The sequence below is a fragment of the Pseudofulvibacter geojedonensis genome, assembly GCF_042675745.1.
Lineage (GTDB): Bacteria > Bacteroidota > Bacteroidia > Flavobacteriales > Flavobacteriaceae > Pseudofulvibacter > Pseudofulvibacter geojedonensis.
The window spans coordinates 206938-223417 of record NZ_JBHTJM010000002.1 but is presented as its reverse complement, the minus strand read 5'-3'; the positions used below and the strand labels follow the sequence as shown (position 1 = coordinate 223417).

Below are 16480 nucleotides of genomic sequence, written 5' to 3'. Positions count from 1 at the left end.
CAGGTAATTACTTACTTGACTTTTATATTGCTATTAAAGAGCATCTACATACATCCAAATCCCTTTTTCTTTTTTGAATAGAGAGTTTTCGTGAATAACTTGAACACTACCATTTTCAAAATAAAATGCTTTAAACGTTACAGTTCCTTCATTGTCGTTAGCTAAACCATTAGTTGTTTTTATTACATCTAAGCGAATCCACTGTACAGATTTAGCCCATTTAACAATGCTCTTCTTCTCTTTAATTGGTCTAGTAGAAGAGTGGTGACTATCTATTAAGTAGTTGCCATTTGCTAAAACAAAAGCACTATATCTAGAGCGCATTAATTGTTCTGCTGTAGTTACTTTAGTTATATCTCTATGAGCTATTTCGCAGCATTTAGTATATGATGAATCGTTTCCGCAATAGTAGGAAGATTTAGAATAGTTCATAATACGAAATAAATTTTTAAGTGATATTACCTATATGATTAAAGGGTCAATGCCAGAAATGTCAATGCAAGAGTTAAAGCTATGACCATTAGCATCAGAAAAGTGTCTAATAATGCATAAATAACCTTGATTAAGATAAGTTTGTTCGTTTTCTACAACTATTTTGTATTTGTAGGATCCAAATGGTAACTCTTCATTCGTTATGTGATGATATCCTGAAAAGTAGTGAAATGGAGTAGATGCATAATTTTGAATTTCAAAAACTAGATTATCATTTAAGTCATAAATACTAACTGTAGTATTATTATACAATTCAATATTTCTTATTCCAAAAAAATCGTTTAATCCATCTCCGTTAGGAGTAAAAGCTTCATAAACAGTAATTACCTCATTACCTTCATTTAGATTATTAATGTTTTGAAATGGATTCTCTCCACAGCATAAAAATGTATCTTCTTCAGGTGTTTCATCGTTATCAGAGCTACTGCATGATAATAAAATTGAGAGCGCTAATAGCGGTTTGATAATTTTAATCATAAAAAAAGGAAAATAGTATTAAAGACTAACTATGTCTTCTTCAGCTTCACAGTTAAATAAACTATGTTTTTTAATTAACTCTGCAATACCATTAGGTAACATTTCTTCCCATCCTGGTTCTCCTTCAGAAATCATTTTTAAAACTTTTCTAGAGTAAATATCTAAAACAGAAGTGTCTGCATTTTTAATATCAACCATTTTGCCGTTGTATTTAAAGAATTTATATAAATCTTTCATGCGCGGGTGAACTTTAATGTTCTCGGTTGTCATTAATTCATTTTCTTTATTTTTAAACGGATAAACAAATACTCTTAAATCACTAGTTGCTAATTTACCAAAGGCTTCTAAAATACCACCAGGTAGATCTCTATAGTATCTTTCGTCAAATAATTCTACTAAGTTTTTACCGCCTAAGGCTAAGCCAATACGTTTTTTAGTATAGTTGTTAAAGTATTGAGCAACTTTGTAATATTCTTTAAAATTAGAAATCATTACGGTATGCCCTAGAGAACACAATAACTCTGCTCTATCAAGAAAGTCACGTTCATCAATTTCTTCCGATCCATCTTTAAGATTGGATAGAGTAATTTCAAAAATTACTTTGGTTCTTTCTTCATCTACTTTAGACTCTTTAATAAACATATCATATGATTTTTTAAACATATCCATGTTTACTTTGGTAACTGGTCTAAAACTTCCTCTTAGAGCAAGAATGTTCTTTTTGTATAAAATTTTTGCTGCTAATAAATTATTTCCATCAGGTCCGAACATTACGGCATCGGTCATACCATGTTTTACCAATTGCAAACTCATTAAACGATTATCTACATTCTTAAAACGAGGACCAGAAAAGTTTACCATATCTATTTCTATCTGATCTTTATCTAGGTGATCGTATAAATATTCAACAAGTTTTTTAGGGTTATTGTGTTTGTAGAAGGCACCGTGAATTAAGTTGGTACCTAACGCTCCTAATGTGTTTTGTTGTAATCGAGCATCATTTTCTTTAAAACGTACGTGTAAAATAATATTGCTAAAATCTTCATTAGGATCTATCTGGAAACGAATACCTACCCAACCGTGACCTTTGTATTTTTTTGCAAAATCTATTGTAGCAACAGTATTTGCATAAGAGAAAAATAATTTATTAGGATGCTTATCTCTAGAGATACGCTCTTCTAATAAATTCATTTCATGATCTAACATTTTTTTTAAACGAGCTTCTGTAACATAACGTCTATCATCTTCAATTCCGTAGATGGCATCACTAAAGTCTTTATCGTAAGCAGACATGGCTTTTGCTATAGTACCAGAAGCTCCTCCAGCTCTAAAAAAGTTTCTTACAGTTTCTTGCCCCGCGCCAATTTCTGCAAATGTTCCGTAAATGTTATCATTTAAATTAATTCGCAACGCTTTACTAGCAAGTGAAGGTACGTTTTCAATTTGTTTGTCTCCTTTAAGCTTAATAGTCATAATTAAATCTGAGGGTTAAAGTCTCTTATAGACAAAAATAAGAATTCTAGGTGTCTAATTGAAAAAAAACACTGTTTTATTAAGTGTTTAAGCTTAAATTAGGATGATTCTAACTTTACTATAAGCTTAATAATTTGTTTGTTTAATTATTTCTAACTAGTATTGATAGATAAAATTACTCAGAATGAAATTAACATTTTTAGGCACTGGAACTTCTCAAGGAATTCCTGTTATTGGAAGCACACATCCGGTATGCCTTAGTAATGATTTTAAAGACAAAAGACTTCGTTCGTCTGTTTTAATAACTACTGCAGGTAAAAATATTGTTATAGATTGTGGCCCAGATTTTAGACAGCAAATGTTACGTGTAAACCCTAAAACTGTAGATGCTATATTATTTACTCACGAACATTCAGATCATACAGCGGGTTTAGATGATATTAGACCATTTTGTTTTAGACAGGGTGATATTCAATTGTATGGAGAAGCCAATGTGTTTCAATCTTTACAGCAGCGTTTTGCGTATATTTTTGAAACTCAGAATAGGTATCCAGGTGCTCCGACCGTGGCTATGAATACTATAAATGAGAATGAAAAATTTTTAGTTGCTAATAACACTGAAGTCATTCCGATAAGAGTTATGCATGATAAATTACCAATTTTAGGTTTTAGAATAGGCAAAGTGGCTTATTTAACTGATGCAAAAATTGTTAGTGATACAGAAATAGAGAAGTTATTAGGTGTAGAGGTATTGGTAGTTAATGCTTTAAGAGAGGAGGAGCATGCTTCTCATTTTACATTGTCTGAAGCTTTAAATTTTGTAGAAAAAGTAAAGCCTAAAAAAGCTTATTTAACCCATATAAGTCATTTGTTAGGTTTTCACGAAGAAGTAGAAGAAAATTTGCCAAAAAATGTATTTTTGGGATATGATAATTTAACTATTGAAATTTAGCCTCATGAAAAAACAGATCTACTTATATTTATTCTTATTAACAGCCTTAATATTATTATTTGTTATTGTAAACGGAAAGAAAGAAGTAACACAGTACGAAACGAAAATAAATAAGTTAGAGCAAACTGTTGAAACGAAATCTGCTAAGTTCAAGGATACAATAGATCAATTAAGAATTGAGAATATTGAATTAGGAGGATTTACACTAAAAGAAGATGCTTACTCTTTAGAACATTTGTTTAAAGAGGGGTATGATGCAGATAAACTAGAAGGACTTATTCAAGATCAATTAATTGACCTAAATAGTCATCCAGAAGGCAACCCATTAATTCCTTATGCAGGAATGCATAATGATAAAATGTTGATTAATAGTGTGAAAATGTTGAATTACAAATGGGTAATTGCCGATTTTTCAGACGGTAAACATTGGGGACAAGTGATGCTAAAATGCCAGTATAACGAAGATAAAACGATTAGTTTTACAGTTTTAGATTCGTTTTTATATCCTTTAGATGTTTTATAAACTAAATAAGAGTTGTTAGCTCTTTTTTTAAATTAGTTCTTGCTTTTTCCTCGTAAAGGAAAAAGAAGAAATCTGTTTTATACAACTTATCTTGGTTTAATAAATGATTTAGTACCTTTTTTCTTCCTTTGTTGTAAATAAGTTTAGGGTAAATTTTATATTCTTTTCTAATTTTTTGAGAATAACCCTGATATGTTTCCCATTTAGAAGCTAGTATGCTAAGATCTGCATCTGTAAATAAGTTACAATCATTATTCATTGATAATTGATGAGATTTTGTAGCTAATATATGTGAGTAACAACGCTGAATTTGTTTTTCAGGAAAACTAGTTTCACGAAGTCGAGTTACCGCTAAATCAGCACTTTTTTCTTCATTATCGTTTTTTAAAGTATTGTAAATGGCATCATGATAAAACAAAGCAAATAGAATAGAATCCCAATCTTCAATTTGATCTTTTACTAGTTCTAATTGTTTGTAAAGATTTTCTAGGTGGTTTAAATTATGGTAATACCTTTTATTTGAATTATATAGACTTTCAAGTTCTATCCAATACTCATTAATTAACTCAATATTTTGTGTATACTTGAGTAGAGTAGACTTGAAAAGTTTTTCTAACATTATAGTTTGCTTTCTAGCCAAGTTTTAAACTCAAAAAAGTTTTGAGGAGCTACTCCATGTCCAACAGGAAACTCTCTATAGGAGTTTTTAATATTTAATTTATCTAAAAAGGCAGGAGCTTTATTAGCCCAAGTGTATGGTATTACTTGATCTACACTACCATGAGATATATAGAAATCTAGATGAGAATGATCTTTATCTGTATAATCATTAGTCAAAATAGATTCATTTAAATAACCACTTAATGCTACTACATTTTTAATTTTTTCTGGATATGATAAAGCAACAGAATAGCTTAAAATAGTTCCTTGGCTAAAACCAATTAAGTTGACATTATTAGCATCAATAGGGTAAGTGTCTATTAATTCATCTATAAAAGTAGCTATGGTGTCTCTAGAAACTCTAGCTTCTTCATCGTTAGAGAATTTTTCATTATCTGCAGTAAAATGTATAGCGTACCATGCATGTCCGTATGGTTGTAAGTCATAAGGAGCTCGAGCAGAAACTATAAAATAATCTTCTGGCAATTCTGAAGCAAAAGAAAATAAATCTTCTTCGTTACTTCCATAACCATGTAATAATAACAATAATGGAGCTTTTTTAGAAGTGTCATTTGCAGGTCTTACTAAATGATAAAGTGATAAATTTTGCGTAGTCATTAATTAGTTTTGATTACCGATTATATTTTTAAAAATTTCTTGAATTTTTTCTCCAACTAAAGGTACTGGAGTTGTCTTTCCGTTTAAAGCACCTAAAAAACCATAAAACCATAAAATAGCAAATGAAAAATAAAAAGCACCAGAAATCATCCAACTATCAAAATACCCAATGAATGTAGATATTAGAAAAAATAAAATCCATAAACCTAAAGACTGACGAATATGGAAGAAAGCAAACTCTTTCTTATCGTCAAAGTTTATAAAATATGCTATAATTACACCAAACAGCGTTAAGTACGCTACAATACCAGCTGTTTTTCCTTCAGGGTTATTACTCATTACAAATTAATTGACTGTTGTTATATATTCCATATGCCTTGCCTTTTAATGTGCTACCTAAAAATGCTGAGTTTTTAGAAGTAGATATAATATCATCTATATTAAATTGATAAGAAGCATTTGGATTGAAAATACTTAAGCAAGCTTTGTTGCCTTCTTCTACGCTAATGTTTTCTTGATTAAAACGAGCTTTATTTTGAGTAAGTAACTCAATTACTTTTTCGGTATCTAGAATACTATTTAAAACTCCAAAGGCAGACTCTAAACCAATGGTTCCGTATTTGGCATGATCAAATTCAACTTTCTTATGTTCAATGTCAATAGGTAAATGGTTACTAGTTACAAAATCAATAGTACCGTCTAAGACTCCATCTAACAAAGCCTTTCTATCTGTTTTAGTTCGTAAAGGAGGAAGTACTTTAAAATTAGTATCAAAATCGGTTATAGCATCGTCTGTAATTGCTAAATTAATAAGAGCTACAGAGCATGTAACATTTAAGCCTCTTGCTTTAGCTTCTTTAATTAATTCTACACTTTTTGCGGTTGATATTGTAGGTATATGTAATTTACCTTCTGTGTATTCTAATAAAAATAAATCTCTAGCAACTTGTAGTTCTTCTGCTAAGTTTGGAATTCCTTTTAAACCTACTCTTGTTGCATTTTCTTCTTCGTTCACAATACCTTTTCCAGCTATTGCATTTTCTTGAGGATAAGAAAGTACCAATCCATCAAAATTTTGCGTGTACTGCAAAGCTATTTTTAATAAGTTAGGATTAGAAATAGACTTTTGATAATCGCCAAAAGCAACTGCTCCAGCTTGTTTCATATCATATAATTCAGCCAAGTCAACTCCTTTACTCTCTCTAGTTAACGCTCCAATAGGATGTATACTAACCGCACTAGTTATTGCTTTGTTTTTTAAGAAAGCTACTCCTGTGTTGGTATCTGTAACCGGAAAAGTGTTTGGATTGAGGTTGAGGTTTGTAAAACCGCTTAAAGCAGCAGTTTTTAAACCATTTTCTAAGGTTTCTCTTTCTTCATAACCGGGCTCTCCAAAAGACACAGAACTGTCTAGCCAACCTTGAGAAATGTGTAAATCTTCTAAATGAAGTTCTTTGGTGTTATTTGAATTTTCGATGACATCTTTTATAGAAGTAATGATGCCATTTTCAATAAGAATATCTTTTGTTTGTTGATGATGCTTGCTTGAAGCATCTATTATCGTGGCTGATTTAATCAGTAAATTCACAAGTTTAGATTTTATGCGTTAACCTCATTTATAGATATTTTAAAATGAGTAGTTCTATACCTAAAAATATCAGTGCAAAAATAATAAACCATTTCCAAAGAGAAACAACTTCATTCATAGAATTTATTTGGTCAATACTTTTTGTAACAGATGTTCCAGTTGTAATGTGGTCTGAGCGTAAATTTTCAATAGTATAATAGTTCATATTACTTTCTAATCTATTGTGATTATAAGCTAAAGAACTAAGTTTTTTTTCTCCTTGATTAATACTGTAAATACCAGCTTTACTCGGTTGTTGGAAAGTATGTATTTGAACTTTATTACCTTTGATTTCTTGAAGAGGTATAAAGTTAGATTCATCAGAAGTTATATGAACTACTTCGTCTTTTTGTAGCTTAAAAGGAATCTCAATTGTGTTTTCTTGTGCTATTAATTGATATGGTTTTCCTAGTTTTAAGCTGCTTTTTGCAATATTATATATAGTAGGAACAATAATTGGTGATTGTTTGATATTGCTATTGTCTTTATTCAGTGCTGCTGCAAATAAGTAATAGTTCTTATACTGAACTAAAAGTGGAGATTGGTTTTCTAACCCAAGAATTAAAGTTTCATAGTTTTTTAGTTGATAATGTTTCTGAATTGTTGGGTATTGAAAGTTATTTACTTTTTTTTCAAAAACATCTTTTAGTATTGGGTGACTATAGTTCAGTTCAGTTAATCTAGTTTTATTTTTGTTTAAACTTCCATAGTTAGGCAACAAAAACTTATAATTAGCAAGGTTGCTATTTTCATTAGGAATAATTAGAACAGTACCGCCATTTTTTTCAAAAGTTTGTATATTCTGAATAAGAGCTGCAGACAAATTTTCTAATTCATTTAAAACAATTATGTTTTGGTTAGAAAAGTTGGCGTATTGAATTTTTGATGGATCATTTTCTGTTAATACAAACTCATCTTTTGAAAAGATTTTTTGAAGAAAAGCATTACTAGAACTTTTACCAATAGTTAATGCATTTAGCTTTTTAGGTTGAATTTTGGTTAAAAACAACTCATTGTCAAATAGTAAGTCATCTTTATTAATAAGTAATTTTAAATTCAAATTATTTTTATTGGGTAAAGGAAATGTTAGTTGATTGTTGTTTTTGTCGAGTTCTGCGGAAACTTTACTAATCAAACTATCATTTTGAAATAATGAAACAGGAATAGTATTTAAAGAACTGTTTTGGTTTTTTAAGTTAACTATTAAAGAGTTATTATTCAGTTTCGTTTCAATATAGGCAGTGTCAATACTGATGTTCTCTTTTTTAACTGGCAACGTTTGTATAAGAGTATTTTGAATGTTGGTATTGAATGTATCAGGATTGAGTAATTTGTTGTTTTGAAAATCTGAAATAGCTATAAATCTTTTATGGGTATTTTTATTTTTACTAAATAATTGGTCAGCTTTAAAACTAAGTGTTTGGTAACTTAGTTGTTGAGGTGAATATTTAATAGTAAGTAATTCCTTTTTTAAGACTTCTAAGTTAGTATTCTTATAAGTGTTATTATTAGTAAGAACCGTAATGTTTTCAGTTGAACTAAACGTTTCAATAAAATCTTGAATATTAGTATGTAATAAAGTTCCTTTATTGCCTTTTGCCTGCATACTTAAAGAATTGTCTATATAAACAACAGTTTCTTTTTTTTGGGTAGCTTGTTCAGAATTAGGAATAAAAGGTTGAGCAAAGGCAAAAATAATACAAGAAAAAACAAGCAAACGAGTGAGTAATGTTAACCATTTCTTTAGTTGAGAACTTTTTCTAGTTTGAACTTCTAACTCTTTTAAGAACTTAACATTGGTAAATGCAGTTTTCTGAAAACGTCTTAATTGAAATAAATGAACTATTATCGGAATTAATAGAGCAAATAAAGCGTAGAGTATTGTAGGGGTTCCAAATTGCATTTGGTAAAGATAAGTTTTTATAGGTTTAATAAAACTTAGTGATAAAAAAAATCCTGCTAGAATACTAACAGGATTTTTTTACCCCAAAAAAATTACTTTCGCTCATAAGATATTTTATATAAGCTTATTCCAAATATACAAAAAATATACGTAACTATTTGATATTTAATTGGGTATATTTTTTTATCACATTTTTTAGTGAAGGTGTTATCTTTTTCTACGCCTTAATTTCCAACCTTTAAAAGCTACTAACAGCATACTTAAAGCTGCCATTATAGCAATGATATCTCTTGGTGTTCTGCCTAATGCGTCTAAAAAATGAAATTTATGTAGAAAAGCAAAAGAAAACCCTTCTAGCCTATCAGAGTCGGTTACCTTACTTGCAAGTTTACCTGTTTTAGGCTCTATATAATAACTTAAATGATTAGAAGTATTGAAGTCTATTTTATAAACAGGTAACAATTTGTTTACAAAGCCATACTCTCCTTTAAACTTTTTCACAATACTAATTTTTTGAATTTTTTTAGTACCTAAACCGCTGTATTTTGAAGCAAGTTCTTTACAATATAGTTTATCACCTTCTAATAAAGGTTTAGAGTTATTGGTATTATAGTGTTTACTTATACTGTGCTTGCCTTTTTTACTGTTGATTCTGTAATAAGGAATGTTATTGATCTTTTGTAAAGAAAAATTATAGGCTTTGTTTAGATTAACTAAAGCAGATAAATCACCTCTTAAATCTTTAGTATTAATTATTTGTTTATCAATTACTAAATGCCTGTTATCAGGTGTAAACTTTTTAGTAGCATGATAAAATCCACTAAAGGCAAACATCAAGCAAAAAATGGAAAAAATAATACCATAAGCTCTATGACTTTTACGTTTTTTAAGATGTTCATTTCTAATTTTTTGCTGTTTAAAATTTTTAAATCCTAATCCATAAATCCAGACTCCTGCAACAGCTGTTAAAAGCGCTAGTAAGCTAAAAAGACTAACTAATAGGGACTTTAAAAAATTATTAGGTATAATACCCCAATTATGAAAAGTGTGAAAAATCCAAATATGAGCTTTTCTGTATTGGTTGTTAAAGGTCCCCAATCTAGAAGCTCTAGTGTCTACATAAATATCAGTATTGTCATTATTATTAAAACTTACTTTGTAAACAGGTAATAACCTATTTATGGGTTTGTAAAAGGTAGTATATTCTGTAATGAGTTCAATAGAATTTATAGGAGATTGATAGTCGTTCAAAAAATATCGAGCAAGATATTCTGCATATTTTTTATCTAATTGATTTACTATAGATCCATCATTTGTAGATAAATAAAGTATCGATTCATCAATCTTTTTTATTTGGTAGTAAGATTGATTATTAAAATGTATTAAACGAGCATTATTAATGCTAACAATACTATTTTTTTCTAGAGCTTTCTGAAGAGAAATCTTAATAGTACTTGTGTCTATTACTTTTTCTATATAGAACTTTTTAGCAATAGATGGTCTGAAAAAATTTGACATAAAGGGATGCATAATACCACTAATTACCCAAAATAGTATGGGGGTAAAAATGAATAATGCTACCTGTTTATGGAATTTATAAAGAAACAGTTTCATAATTTATAATGTGTTATATTTCAAACCGAACGCAGTATTTACTACGCTCGATGAGATAAATTACAGAGATAACTTTATACCAGCATGAATTCCCCTAGGGTTTCCAATACTATATCTATTTCTACCGTAACTATAGGATGCTCTTATTGAATATAGTTCATCAAAAACGTTTAAAACCTGAGTCCATAATTCTACCTTTTTGTATTTATAAGAAGCTCTCAAATTGAATACATGATGGCCATCATAAACATTAGTAGTTTTTATAGCATTCCCATTAATATCGGTACTGCCAGTATCTACTTCATTCTCAAAACTCATATTGTATTTACCCATTAATTCATATTCAGCTGTAAAGCCAAAGTTTTTGATGAATTTTGGAGTATAGTGAAGGCGGGTAGTTCCTACTAAATTAGGGGCTACTTGCATATCGGTATCTGAGTAATCTACAATTTGTGTGTTTGAGCCAAACCCTTCTTTATTATAAAACTCAATATATTTATGTTGACTGAAACTACCATTGTGAGATAGAGTTAACTCATTTATAGGCTGGTAAGTAATGCCATATTCTATACCATATGAACGTGTCTTACCAGCATTTTTACTTACAAATCCATTAGCATTATCACTGGTAGTAACCAATCGGTCTTTCCCATCTAAAACGTAAACAGCAATATCTGCTTTTACTTTATTATTTACTTTAAAGTAAGTACCTACTTCGTAGTTGTAAAAACTACTTGGTTTTAAATTAAAAACTTCATTATTAGTATTAGTTAAACTATTTCTATAAAGACTCGATACTTGTGGAGGGGAGAAGCCATTAGCAATATTAGCATAAACACCAAAAGTGTTATTAAAGTTATAATTAGCTCCAATTTTAGGAGATAAGTTCTTGTATGATGTTTTAGCATCGTTTACACCGGCAGTATTTTCTATTTTGTTATCATAATCATAGCTAAAATTATCATAACGTAAACCAGCTGTTATATGTAACTTATCTATTGGTTTGAATTCAAACTGAGCATAACTAGCAGTATTAAAAATATCAGCTTCATAGTTTAATAGGTAATCAGTTTCGTTAATAGTAAAACTTTCATTTATACCAGTTAAAGGATTAACTATTATATTAGTTGAATTTGCTTCATAGCTTTGTGGAGAAAAATCTGCAGAAGCACCAATAATTAATTTAGCATTTAAAAAATTGAGGTTAATTTTATGTTGTACTAATGCCATATAACTGTTGAAATGATTTTCGTTCACTTCACCACTGCCAAAACCAGTTAATTGTCCAGAATTTCTGAATTGACGGATTCTGTATGATGGATTTTGGTCCATTTTATTGTTTCTAAAAATAAAATGGAAGGCCGTTTTATGCATATTATTCCATTTTTTATCTAAGCTAGAACGCAAACGAAATGATTTTGCAATACGATTGGTAAAAGTTTGGTTACTCTCGTAGTTGCCGTCTAAATAGTTATCTTCACTTAACGATCCTGTCATATCAGATTTATAATCAATAAGGTCTATTGTATTCGTCCATGTTAAACGAGAAGAGAAGTCGTAAACTCCTTTAAAAGTAGTTGCAAACTTTCTATAGTTACTATATTCAATAGGACCATTATTTCGGTGTTTATATGATGTACCTGAATAAAATCCAAATTTGTCAGTTACCTGTTGAGCTAGCTCTATACCTGTTCCAAAGATGCCTAAGTCACTACCTTCAAATTGTGCAGAACCTGTTAGTTCTTCTGTTGGACTTTTAGTGATAAAGTTAAAGCTTCCGCCAATGGCTTCACTACCATAAATATTTGAAGCAGCACCTCTAACAACTTCAATTTTATCGATAGCTAACTGGTTAATTTCTAATAAAGCATTATGGTTAAAAACAGCAGTAGGTCTAATGGGTAAACCATCTTCTACAAATAAAAATAAAGCTTTGGTAGATATAGGACTTCTAGAAGCCATAAAGTGTTGTTCGTTACTAGCTGCTTTAGAAGTAGCCATATACACACCAGGAACATTGTTTACTAATTGTTCTAGGCCAACAGCTTTGGTTTGTTCAATTTCTTTTGATGATATACTAGAGATAGCAGCTGCTACTTCTTTACGCTCTTGTTTCTCTCTACTTGCAGTAACAACAACTTCTTTTAATTGTTGTTTGTTTATAGAGTCTTGTTTTTTTTCTTGGGCATTAAAAACCCCTAAAGTACTAAAACCAAGTATAGTTAAAGCAATATAATTTTTAATCATTTATATAGACTTGAGTATCCATATAAATATCTAATCATAAATTTTATGATGTTAGATATTTAAGGATAGGTTGAAAAATTGATAATAAATAACCACTTGTAAAAGCGGGACGATGTTATTATAAAAATTCAGGGGGGTAATCTATAGATAAATTAATAAGTTTACTAAGAAGCTTAGAGTTCTTAATTGGTTGTAGTGTTTTTATAAAAGTGAAAGTAGGGTCTAATGGTTTTATGTTATTTTTCTGAAAAAATAACATAACAAAAGAGTCAGAAGGACTTATAGTAGCTGGCTCTTGAGTGTTGTTTTTTTCTGTAGAGGAGTTAAGTTGTTTGGCTAACTCACATTTACCATTACATTGTAACTCAACTTTAGTTTTGTTAACACAGTACTTTTCAATAAATCCATCGATGTCTAAAAAATAGTTTCCATACACAGAGCCTACATATAGCGGTTTGGCTATAATAGAAAAAAGAAGTATAAAAACAGCAATCTTTTGCACTGAAGATAAATTTGCGCAAAAATACTAGCTCTTTATATATGAGCAAAAGATTTACTGTTGTTTTTATCAATTATTACTGTATGGCTCATCATCTAGACTTTTCAGAAAGGCAATAATATTTTTAGTTTCTCTTTCTGTTAAATTTAATGAGTCGGTTGGCAAAGTTTGATTCTCTAATTCAATACCAATACCAACGCCTCCACCAACATTATAAAACTTTATAACATCTTCTAATGTATTGTATATACCATTGTGCATATATGGGGCTGTTTGGTTACTATTTCGTACAGTAGGCGTTTTAAAAGCATGTTTTTTCTTTTTAGCTTTAAACAAATCATAACGACCTAAATCATCATCAACAATAGCTTTTTCCCATATAGCTTCATTAGGAATCCCTAAAACTTCTAATTCACTTTCGTTGTATAACGGTGGAACTGTACCGTTAAAAACAGGAGCAAAATGACAAGTAGCACATTTGGCCTTACCCATGAATAAATTAAATCCATTAATTTCTTCCTGACTTAAATTATTTTCCTTTCCGGCCATGTTTTTATCAAACTTAGAATCAAAGTTAGATAGAGTTCTTACGTAAGTTGCAATAGCGTGTCTGAAATTTTGACTATTAATCTCTTGATTAAAAACTTTTTTAAACTTTTCTCGGTAATTCAGACTGTTTTGTAAGTTAAGCACTAGACTATCAATATTATTATGAAATTCTTTCTTGTCTTTAATAACACCTAAAATCTGATTTTCTAAACTTGCAGCTCTTGCATCGTAAAATTGCGCTGCCTGTAAGCCCGAATAAAGTAGAGTAGGAGAGTTTCTTTTTACAAAAGCCCCATTATTTGCAGTAGAAAATTGTTGCCCGTCTGTAAAAGCTTTATCTGGTTGATGACAGCTAAAACAACTTAAACTATTATTACTTGATAATTGAGAATCGTTAAACAATTCTTTACCTAACTCAACTACATTGTTAGTTACTTTTTGGTACCTTGGAGAGAACTGATGAAGATTAAATGCTTCTTTACTAAATAAATTGGTTGTGTTATTAGCAAACTTTCTATCAAAAGGAAAACTAACCTTCCAATCTAAACTTGTTTCTTTTAAAAGAGTTAACAACGGATTTATATGATGCTTTATAAAATTATACCTATCAAATTTATTAAAATCCTGATTTTGTAATGAAGCAATAGCCTTATTTAATTCGCTAAGTTGATTTTTGTATATTTCTGAATTAGAAAATTTTAATTCATAGGAAGTTAGTAATTCTTTTACACCTTCTAAACTAGCGATGGTTTCTGGTAAAGATTGTAATAATACTGGTGAGTCGAACCCAGATATGCCCAAAGAAACAATTCTTAAGTAATTGTCTTGTATGGCCCAAATTATATGATAGTCTTTTATTTTTTTAAATGAACAGTTATTCAATTCTAATTTTAAGATATTACTAATGTTATCTCTATTCTGAATAATAGCAGTAATATCTAAATCATCTTCAGATAACAATTCTTCTACTACTTGAAATCCAGTTGGATAAATTATTTTTTCCGCATTGTCATCTTCATCTACAATAGGTAGGTTAGGCCTGTTTAAACTCTTGTACAAACTAGCATTAAAAAAACTCATAATTGCTTCGGTTTTTTTAAAGGCTAGTTTAGCATTTTTGTAGTTTTTTATATTTTCTTTTTTACTGACAGAGCTGTCTATTAACTTACAATAATGTAAGCAGTTTTCTAAATTGTTTTTGTAAAAAGTTTCTAAAGAACTAATATACTTAATGCTTTGATAATTGGTGTTGTTTTTTTCTTGTTTACAAGCTACAAACAAGAAAAAGAAGCTCAATAATAGAGCCCCTTTTTTAGCATTACAAATTAAATTCATGTTACCTTTCTAATCCTTGAATTACAGTTAAAATACTACCTTCGTTTCTGCTATCTTCATTTGTTCCAGCACCATCAGGATTTAAAAAAGCGTCATTTTTCCATGAGTGTGCTTGTTGTATTAATAAAAATGTATTATCAACTCCTATGGTTTCAGAAATATCAATCATTCCTGTAATTTCCCATTTACCCCATCTGTCTTCAATATTGGCATATCCATTATCTATAGCGGCTGGAGTTCTGTGGGCAGACTCTAAAACAACTTTTAACTCTTTAGTTTGTAAATTGTATTGGTATAAATACGCATCATGTTGTTTTATAGCTTCATCATCATATCCGTTAGGGTCTTCTTGTATATAGGCATAGTTTTCTGTTACTAAGATATTATCTGGGCTATGGAAAGTTTTAGCTTTACCAGTTAAATCATCTCCATTTAATTCTACTTTTATTTTCCCGACTAAAGGATTGTTTTCGTCTAATGTTAACTTATAAACTCTACCGTATTTTGTTCTAGTATCATTATATTGAGATCTGCCAGTAGCATTAAAATATATTTCTCTATTGGCTGCTGCAGAACCTTTTCTATAGTCTATATCTTCAACTCTATTAAAAGCCATAACATTTTTGTTTATACACTCAGTGTTTAAGGCATCGTAAGTAGTTTCGTTTAGTTCTACAAATTCTACATCGTATTCAGAACCATTAATAATATCATTATCTTTTAATGAAGTATTGACCATTTTTAGAGCATAAAGTTTTCCGTTCTCTAAATCGCCAACAGTATCAGATTTATACATTACTAACTGTCCCCCAGCATTTCCATGGCTATCATCACCAATTAAAATGATGGTTTTACCAGGAAAGGCATTTTTATTTAAAGGAACTGCATTTTCTATAGTCCATTGTCCCATAGCATTTAATGTAGTAGCTGTGCTGGCTGTAGATACGTTTTTGGTAGGATCTACAGCAAAAACATAAGTAGAGTTTCCTCCCCATTCTCCACCACTTAAGTATAATGGACCGAATCCATGCTCCTCAGGAGTTGCTAATGAACCAGAGCATTGAGCTGTATTAGCAGTAGCATTAGAATTAATAATATATTCTCCTTTTACAGGTTTAAAGGTTTCATCTAGAGTGATTCTAGCTATAGAATAATCGGCTTCAATATTATTTATAAGAGTAAAAGTTCCGTCACTATTTTTTAATAAGCCACAACCGTCAGCCATAGATCCGTAAACAAAATCAGGAGATTCTACCAATTGATCTTCAGAACTTAAAAGGGAGTGGATTTTGATATTCTCAAAGCCAGGGTGTTTTGATAAAAAATGAGGTGTAACTGAATGATTTTTTAATTCAATTAAAGCAGAATCGCTGTTTGATGATGAACGATCGTCATCATTCTTACATGCTGTAAATACAGTTGCTAATGTTAATACTGCAATAGATAATTTTAATTTCATTGTTTAGTAAATTTTATTACCGCAATATTAGTTTGTGTTTGTAAGGAGAATC

Annotated in this window: 15 protein-coding genes; 2 read left to right on the top strand and 13 right to left on the bottom strand. The window is 29.9% G+C overall.

The window, feature by feature from the left end; translation table 11 throughout:
* Positions 1–33: 33 nt before the first annotated feature.
* The 3 genes from ACFQ1O_RS01755 to ACFQ1O_RS01745 are packed head-to-tail and all read right to left on the bottom strand — an operon-like array spanning position 34 to position 2442.
* The gene (locus ACFQ1O_RS01755; RefSeq protein WP_377712679.1) at positions 34–432 is read right to left on the bottom strand and encodes a YchJ family protein; all 399 of its coding nucleotides are present in this window, start codon (positions 430–432) and stop codon (positions 34–36) included.
* 30 nt (positions 433–462) lie between these two features.
* Positions 463–969, bottom strand: coding sequence for a T9SS type B sorting domain-containing protein (locus tag ACFQ1O_RS01750; RefSeq protein WP_377712677.1), 507 nt, complete (start codon positions 967–969; stop codon positions 463–465).
* An 18-nt stretch (positions 970–987) separates the two neighbouring features.
* Entirely contained in the window at positions 988–2442 is a 1455-nt protein-coding gene (locus tag ACFQ1O_RS01745; RefSeq protein ID WP_377712675.1) for a TonB-dependent receptor, read from the bottom strand.
* 184 nt (positions 2443–2626) lie between these two features.
* On the opposite strand from ACFQ1O_RS01745, the gene ACFQ1O_RS01740 reads away from it, so the two are divergent.
* The gene (locus tag ACFQ1O_RS01740) at positions 2627–3394 is read left to right on the top strand and encodes an MBL fold metallo-hydrolase (RefSeq protein WP_377712673.1); all 768 of its coding nucleotides are present in this window, start codon (positions 2627–2629) and stop codon (positions 3392–3394) included.
* 4 nt (positions 3395–3398) lie between these two features.
* Positions 3399–3917 (top strand): hydrolase, encoded by a 519-nt coding sequence (locus ACFQ1O_RS01735; RefSeq protein WP_377712671.1) that lies wholly within the window; start codon positions 3399–3401, stop codon positions 3915–3917.
* Between the two features lies 1 nt (position 3918).
* Here the strand turns inward: ACFQ1O_RS01735 and ACFQ1O_RS01730 are convergent, their stop codons facing one another.
* The 10 genes from ACFQ1O_RS01730 to ACFQ1O_RS01685 all read right to left on the bottom strand — a co-directional run bounded on the left by ACFQ1O_RS01730 (position 3919) and on the right by ACFQ1O_RS01685 (position 16428).
* Positions 3919–4536, bottom strand: coding sequence for an HD domain-containing protein (locus ACFQ1O_RS01730; RefSeq protein WP_377712669.1), 618 nt, complete (start codon positions 4534–4536; stop codon positions 3919–3921).
* Entirely contained in the window at positions 4536–5195 is a 660-nt protein-coding gene (locus tag ACFQ1O_RS01725) for an alpha/beta hydrolase (protein WP_377712667.1), read from the bottom strand. The genes ACFQ1O_RS01730 and ACFQ1O_RS01725 overlap by 1 nt, the downstream gene beginning before the upstream one ends.
* A 3-nt stretch (positions 5196–5198) precedes the next feature.
* A complete protein-coding gene (locus tag ACFQ1O_RS01720; protein WP_377712665.1) occupies positions 5199–5534 on the bottom strand; it encodes a hypothetical protein in 336 nt (111 codons plus the stop codon).
* The gene (locus ACFQ1O_RS01715) at positions 5527–6783 is read right to left on the bottom strand and encodes a dihydroorotase (RefSeq protein ID WP_377712663.1); all 1257 of its coding nucleotides are present in this window, start codon (positions 6781–6783) and stop codon (positions 5527–5529) included. Before ACFQ1O_RS01715 ends, ACFQ1O_RS01720 begins: the two co-directional genes overlap by 8 nt.
* 28 nt (positions 6784–6811) lie before the next feature.
* A complete protein-coding gene (locus tag ACFQ1O_RS01710; protein ID WP_377712661.1) occupies positions 6812–8725 on the bottom strand; it encodes a BatA domain-containing protein in 1914 nt (637 codons plus the stop codon).
* A 207-nt stretch (positions 8726–8932) separates the two neighbouring features.
* Positions 8933–10243 carry a PepSY domain-containing protein gene (locus ACFQ1O_RS01705; RefSeq protein ID WP_377712659.1) on the bottom strand — a complete coding sequence of 437 codons (1311 nt, stop codon included), beginning with the start codon at positions 10241–10243 and terminating at the stop codon, positions 8933–8935.
* A gap of 156 nt (positions 10244–10399) precedes the next feature.
* On the bottom strand, positions 10400–12586 hold the full coding sequence (locus tag ACFQ1O_RS01700; RefSeq protein WP_377712657.1) for a TonB-dependent receptor: 2187 nt from the start codon (positions 12584–12586) through the stop codon (positions 10400–10402).
* 118 nt (positions 12587–12704) lie between these two features.
* Positions 12705–13088 carry a hypothetical protein gene (locus ACFQ1O_RS01695; protein WP_377712655.1) on the bottom strand — a complete coding sequence of 128 codons (384 nt, stop codon included), beginning with the start codon at positions 13086–13088 and terminating at the stop codon, positions 12705–12707.
* Positions 13089–13154: 66 nt separating this feature from the next.
* Complete coding sequence (locus ACFQ1O_RS01690; RefSeq protein WP_377712653.1) at positions 13155–14969, bottom strand: cytochrome-c peroxidase; 1815 nt, start codon at positions 14967–14969, stop codon at positions 13155–13157.
* A 1-nt stretch (position 14970) separates the two neighbouring features.
* Positions 14971–16428 carry a phosphatase gene (locus tag ACFQ1O_RS01685; RefSeq protein WP_377712651.1) on the bottom strand — a complete coding sequence of 486 codons (1458 nt, stop codon included), beginning with the start codon at positions 16426–16428 and terminating at the stop codon, positions 14971–14973.
* Positions 16429–16480 lie beyond the last annotated feature (52 nt).

Bases quoted from the DNA above. Each gene is read 5' to 3' on its own strand.
- ACFQ1O_RS01750 (WP_377712677.1), bottom strand. From the start codon at position 969: ATGATTAAAATTATCAAACCGCTATTAGCGCTCTCAATTTTATTATCA.
- ACFQ1O_RS01735 (WP_377712671.1), top strand. From the start codon at position 3,399: ATGAAAAAACAGATCTACTTATATTTATTCTTATTAACAGCCTTAATA.
- ACFQ1O_RS01710 (WP_377712661.1), bottom strand. From the start codon at position 8,725: ATGCAATTTGGAACCCCTACAATACTCTACGCTTTATTTGCTCTATTA.
- ACFQ1O_RS01700 (WP_377712657.1), bottom strand. From the start codon at position 12,586: ATGATTAAAAATTATATTGCTTTAACTATACTTGGTTTTAGTACTTTA.
- ACFQ1O_RS01690 (WP_377712653.1), bottom strand. From the start codon at position 14,969: ATGAATTTAATTTGTAATGCTAAAAAAGGGGCTCTATTATTGAGCTTC.
- ACFQ1O_RS01745 (WP_377712675.1), bottom strand. From the start codon at position 2,442: ATGACTATTAAGCTTAAAGGAGACAAACAAATTGAAAACGTACCTTCA.
- ACFQ1O_RS01720 (WP_377712665.1), bottom strand. From the start codon at position 5,534: ATGAGTAATAACCCTGAAGGAAAAACAGCTGGTATTGTAGCGTACTTA.
- ACFQ1O_RS01705 (WP_377712659.1), bottom strand. From the start codon at position 10,243: ATGTCAAATTTTTTCAGACCATCTATTGCTAAAAAGTTCTATATAGAA.
- ACFQ1O_RS01725 (WP_377712667.1), bottom strand. From the start codon at position 5,195: ATGACTACGCAAAATTTATCACTTTATCATTTAGTAAGACCTGCAAAT.
- ACFQ1O_RS01730 (WP_377712669.1), bottom strand. From the start codon at position 4,536: ATGTTAGAAAAACTTTTCAAGTCTACTCTACTCAAGTATACACAAAAT.
- ACFQ1O_RS01740 (WP_377712673.1), top strand. From the start codon at position 2,627: ATGAAATTAACATTTTTAGGCACTGGAACTTCTCAAGGAATTCCTGTT.
- ACFQ1O_RS01755 (WP_377712679.1), bottom strand. From the start codon at position 432: ATGAACTATTCTAAATCTTCCTACTATTGCGGAAACGATTCATCATAT.
- ACFQ1O_RS01685 (WP_377712651.1), bottom strand. From the start codon at position 16,428: ATGAAATTAAAATTATCTATTGCAGTATTAACATTAGCAACTGTATTT.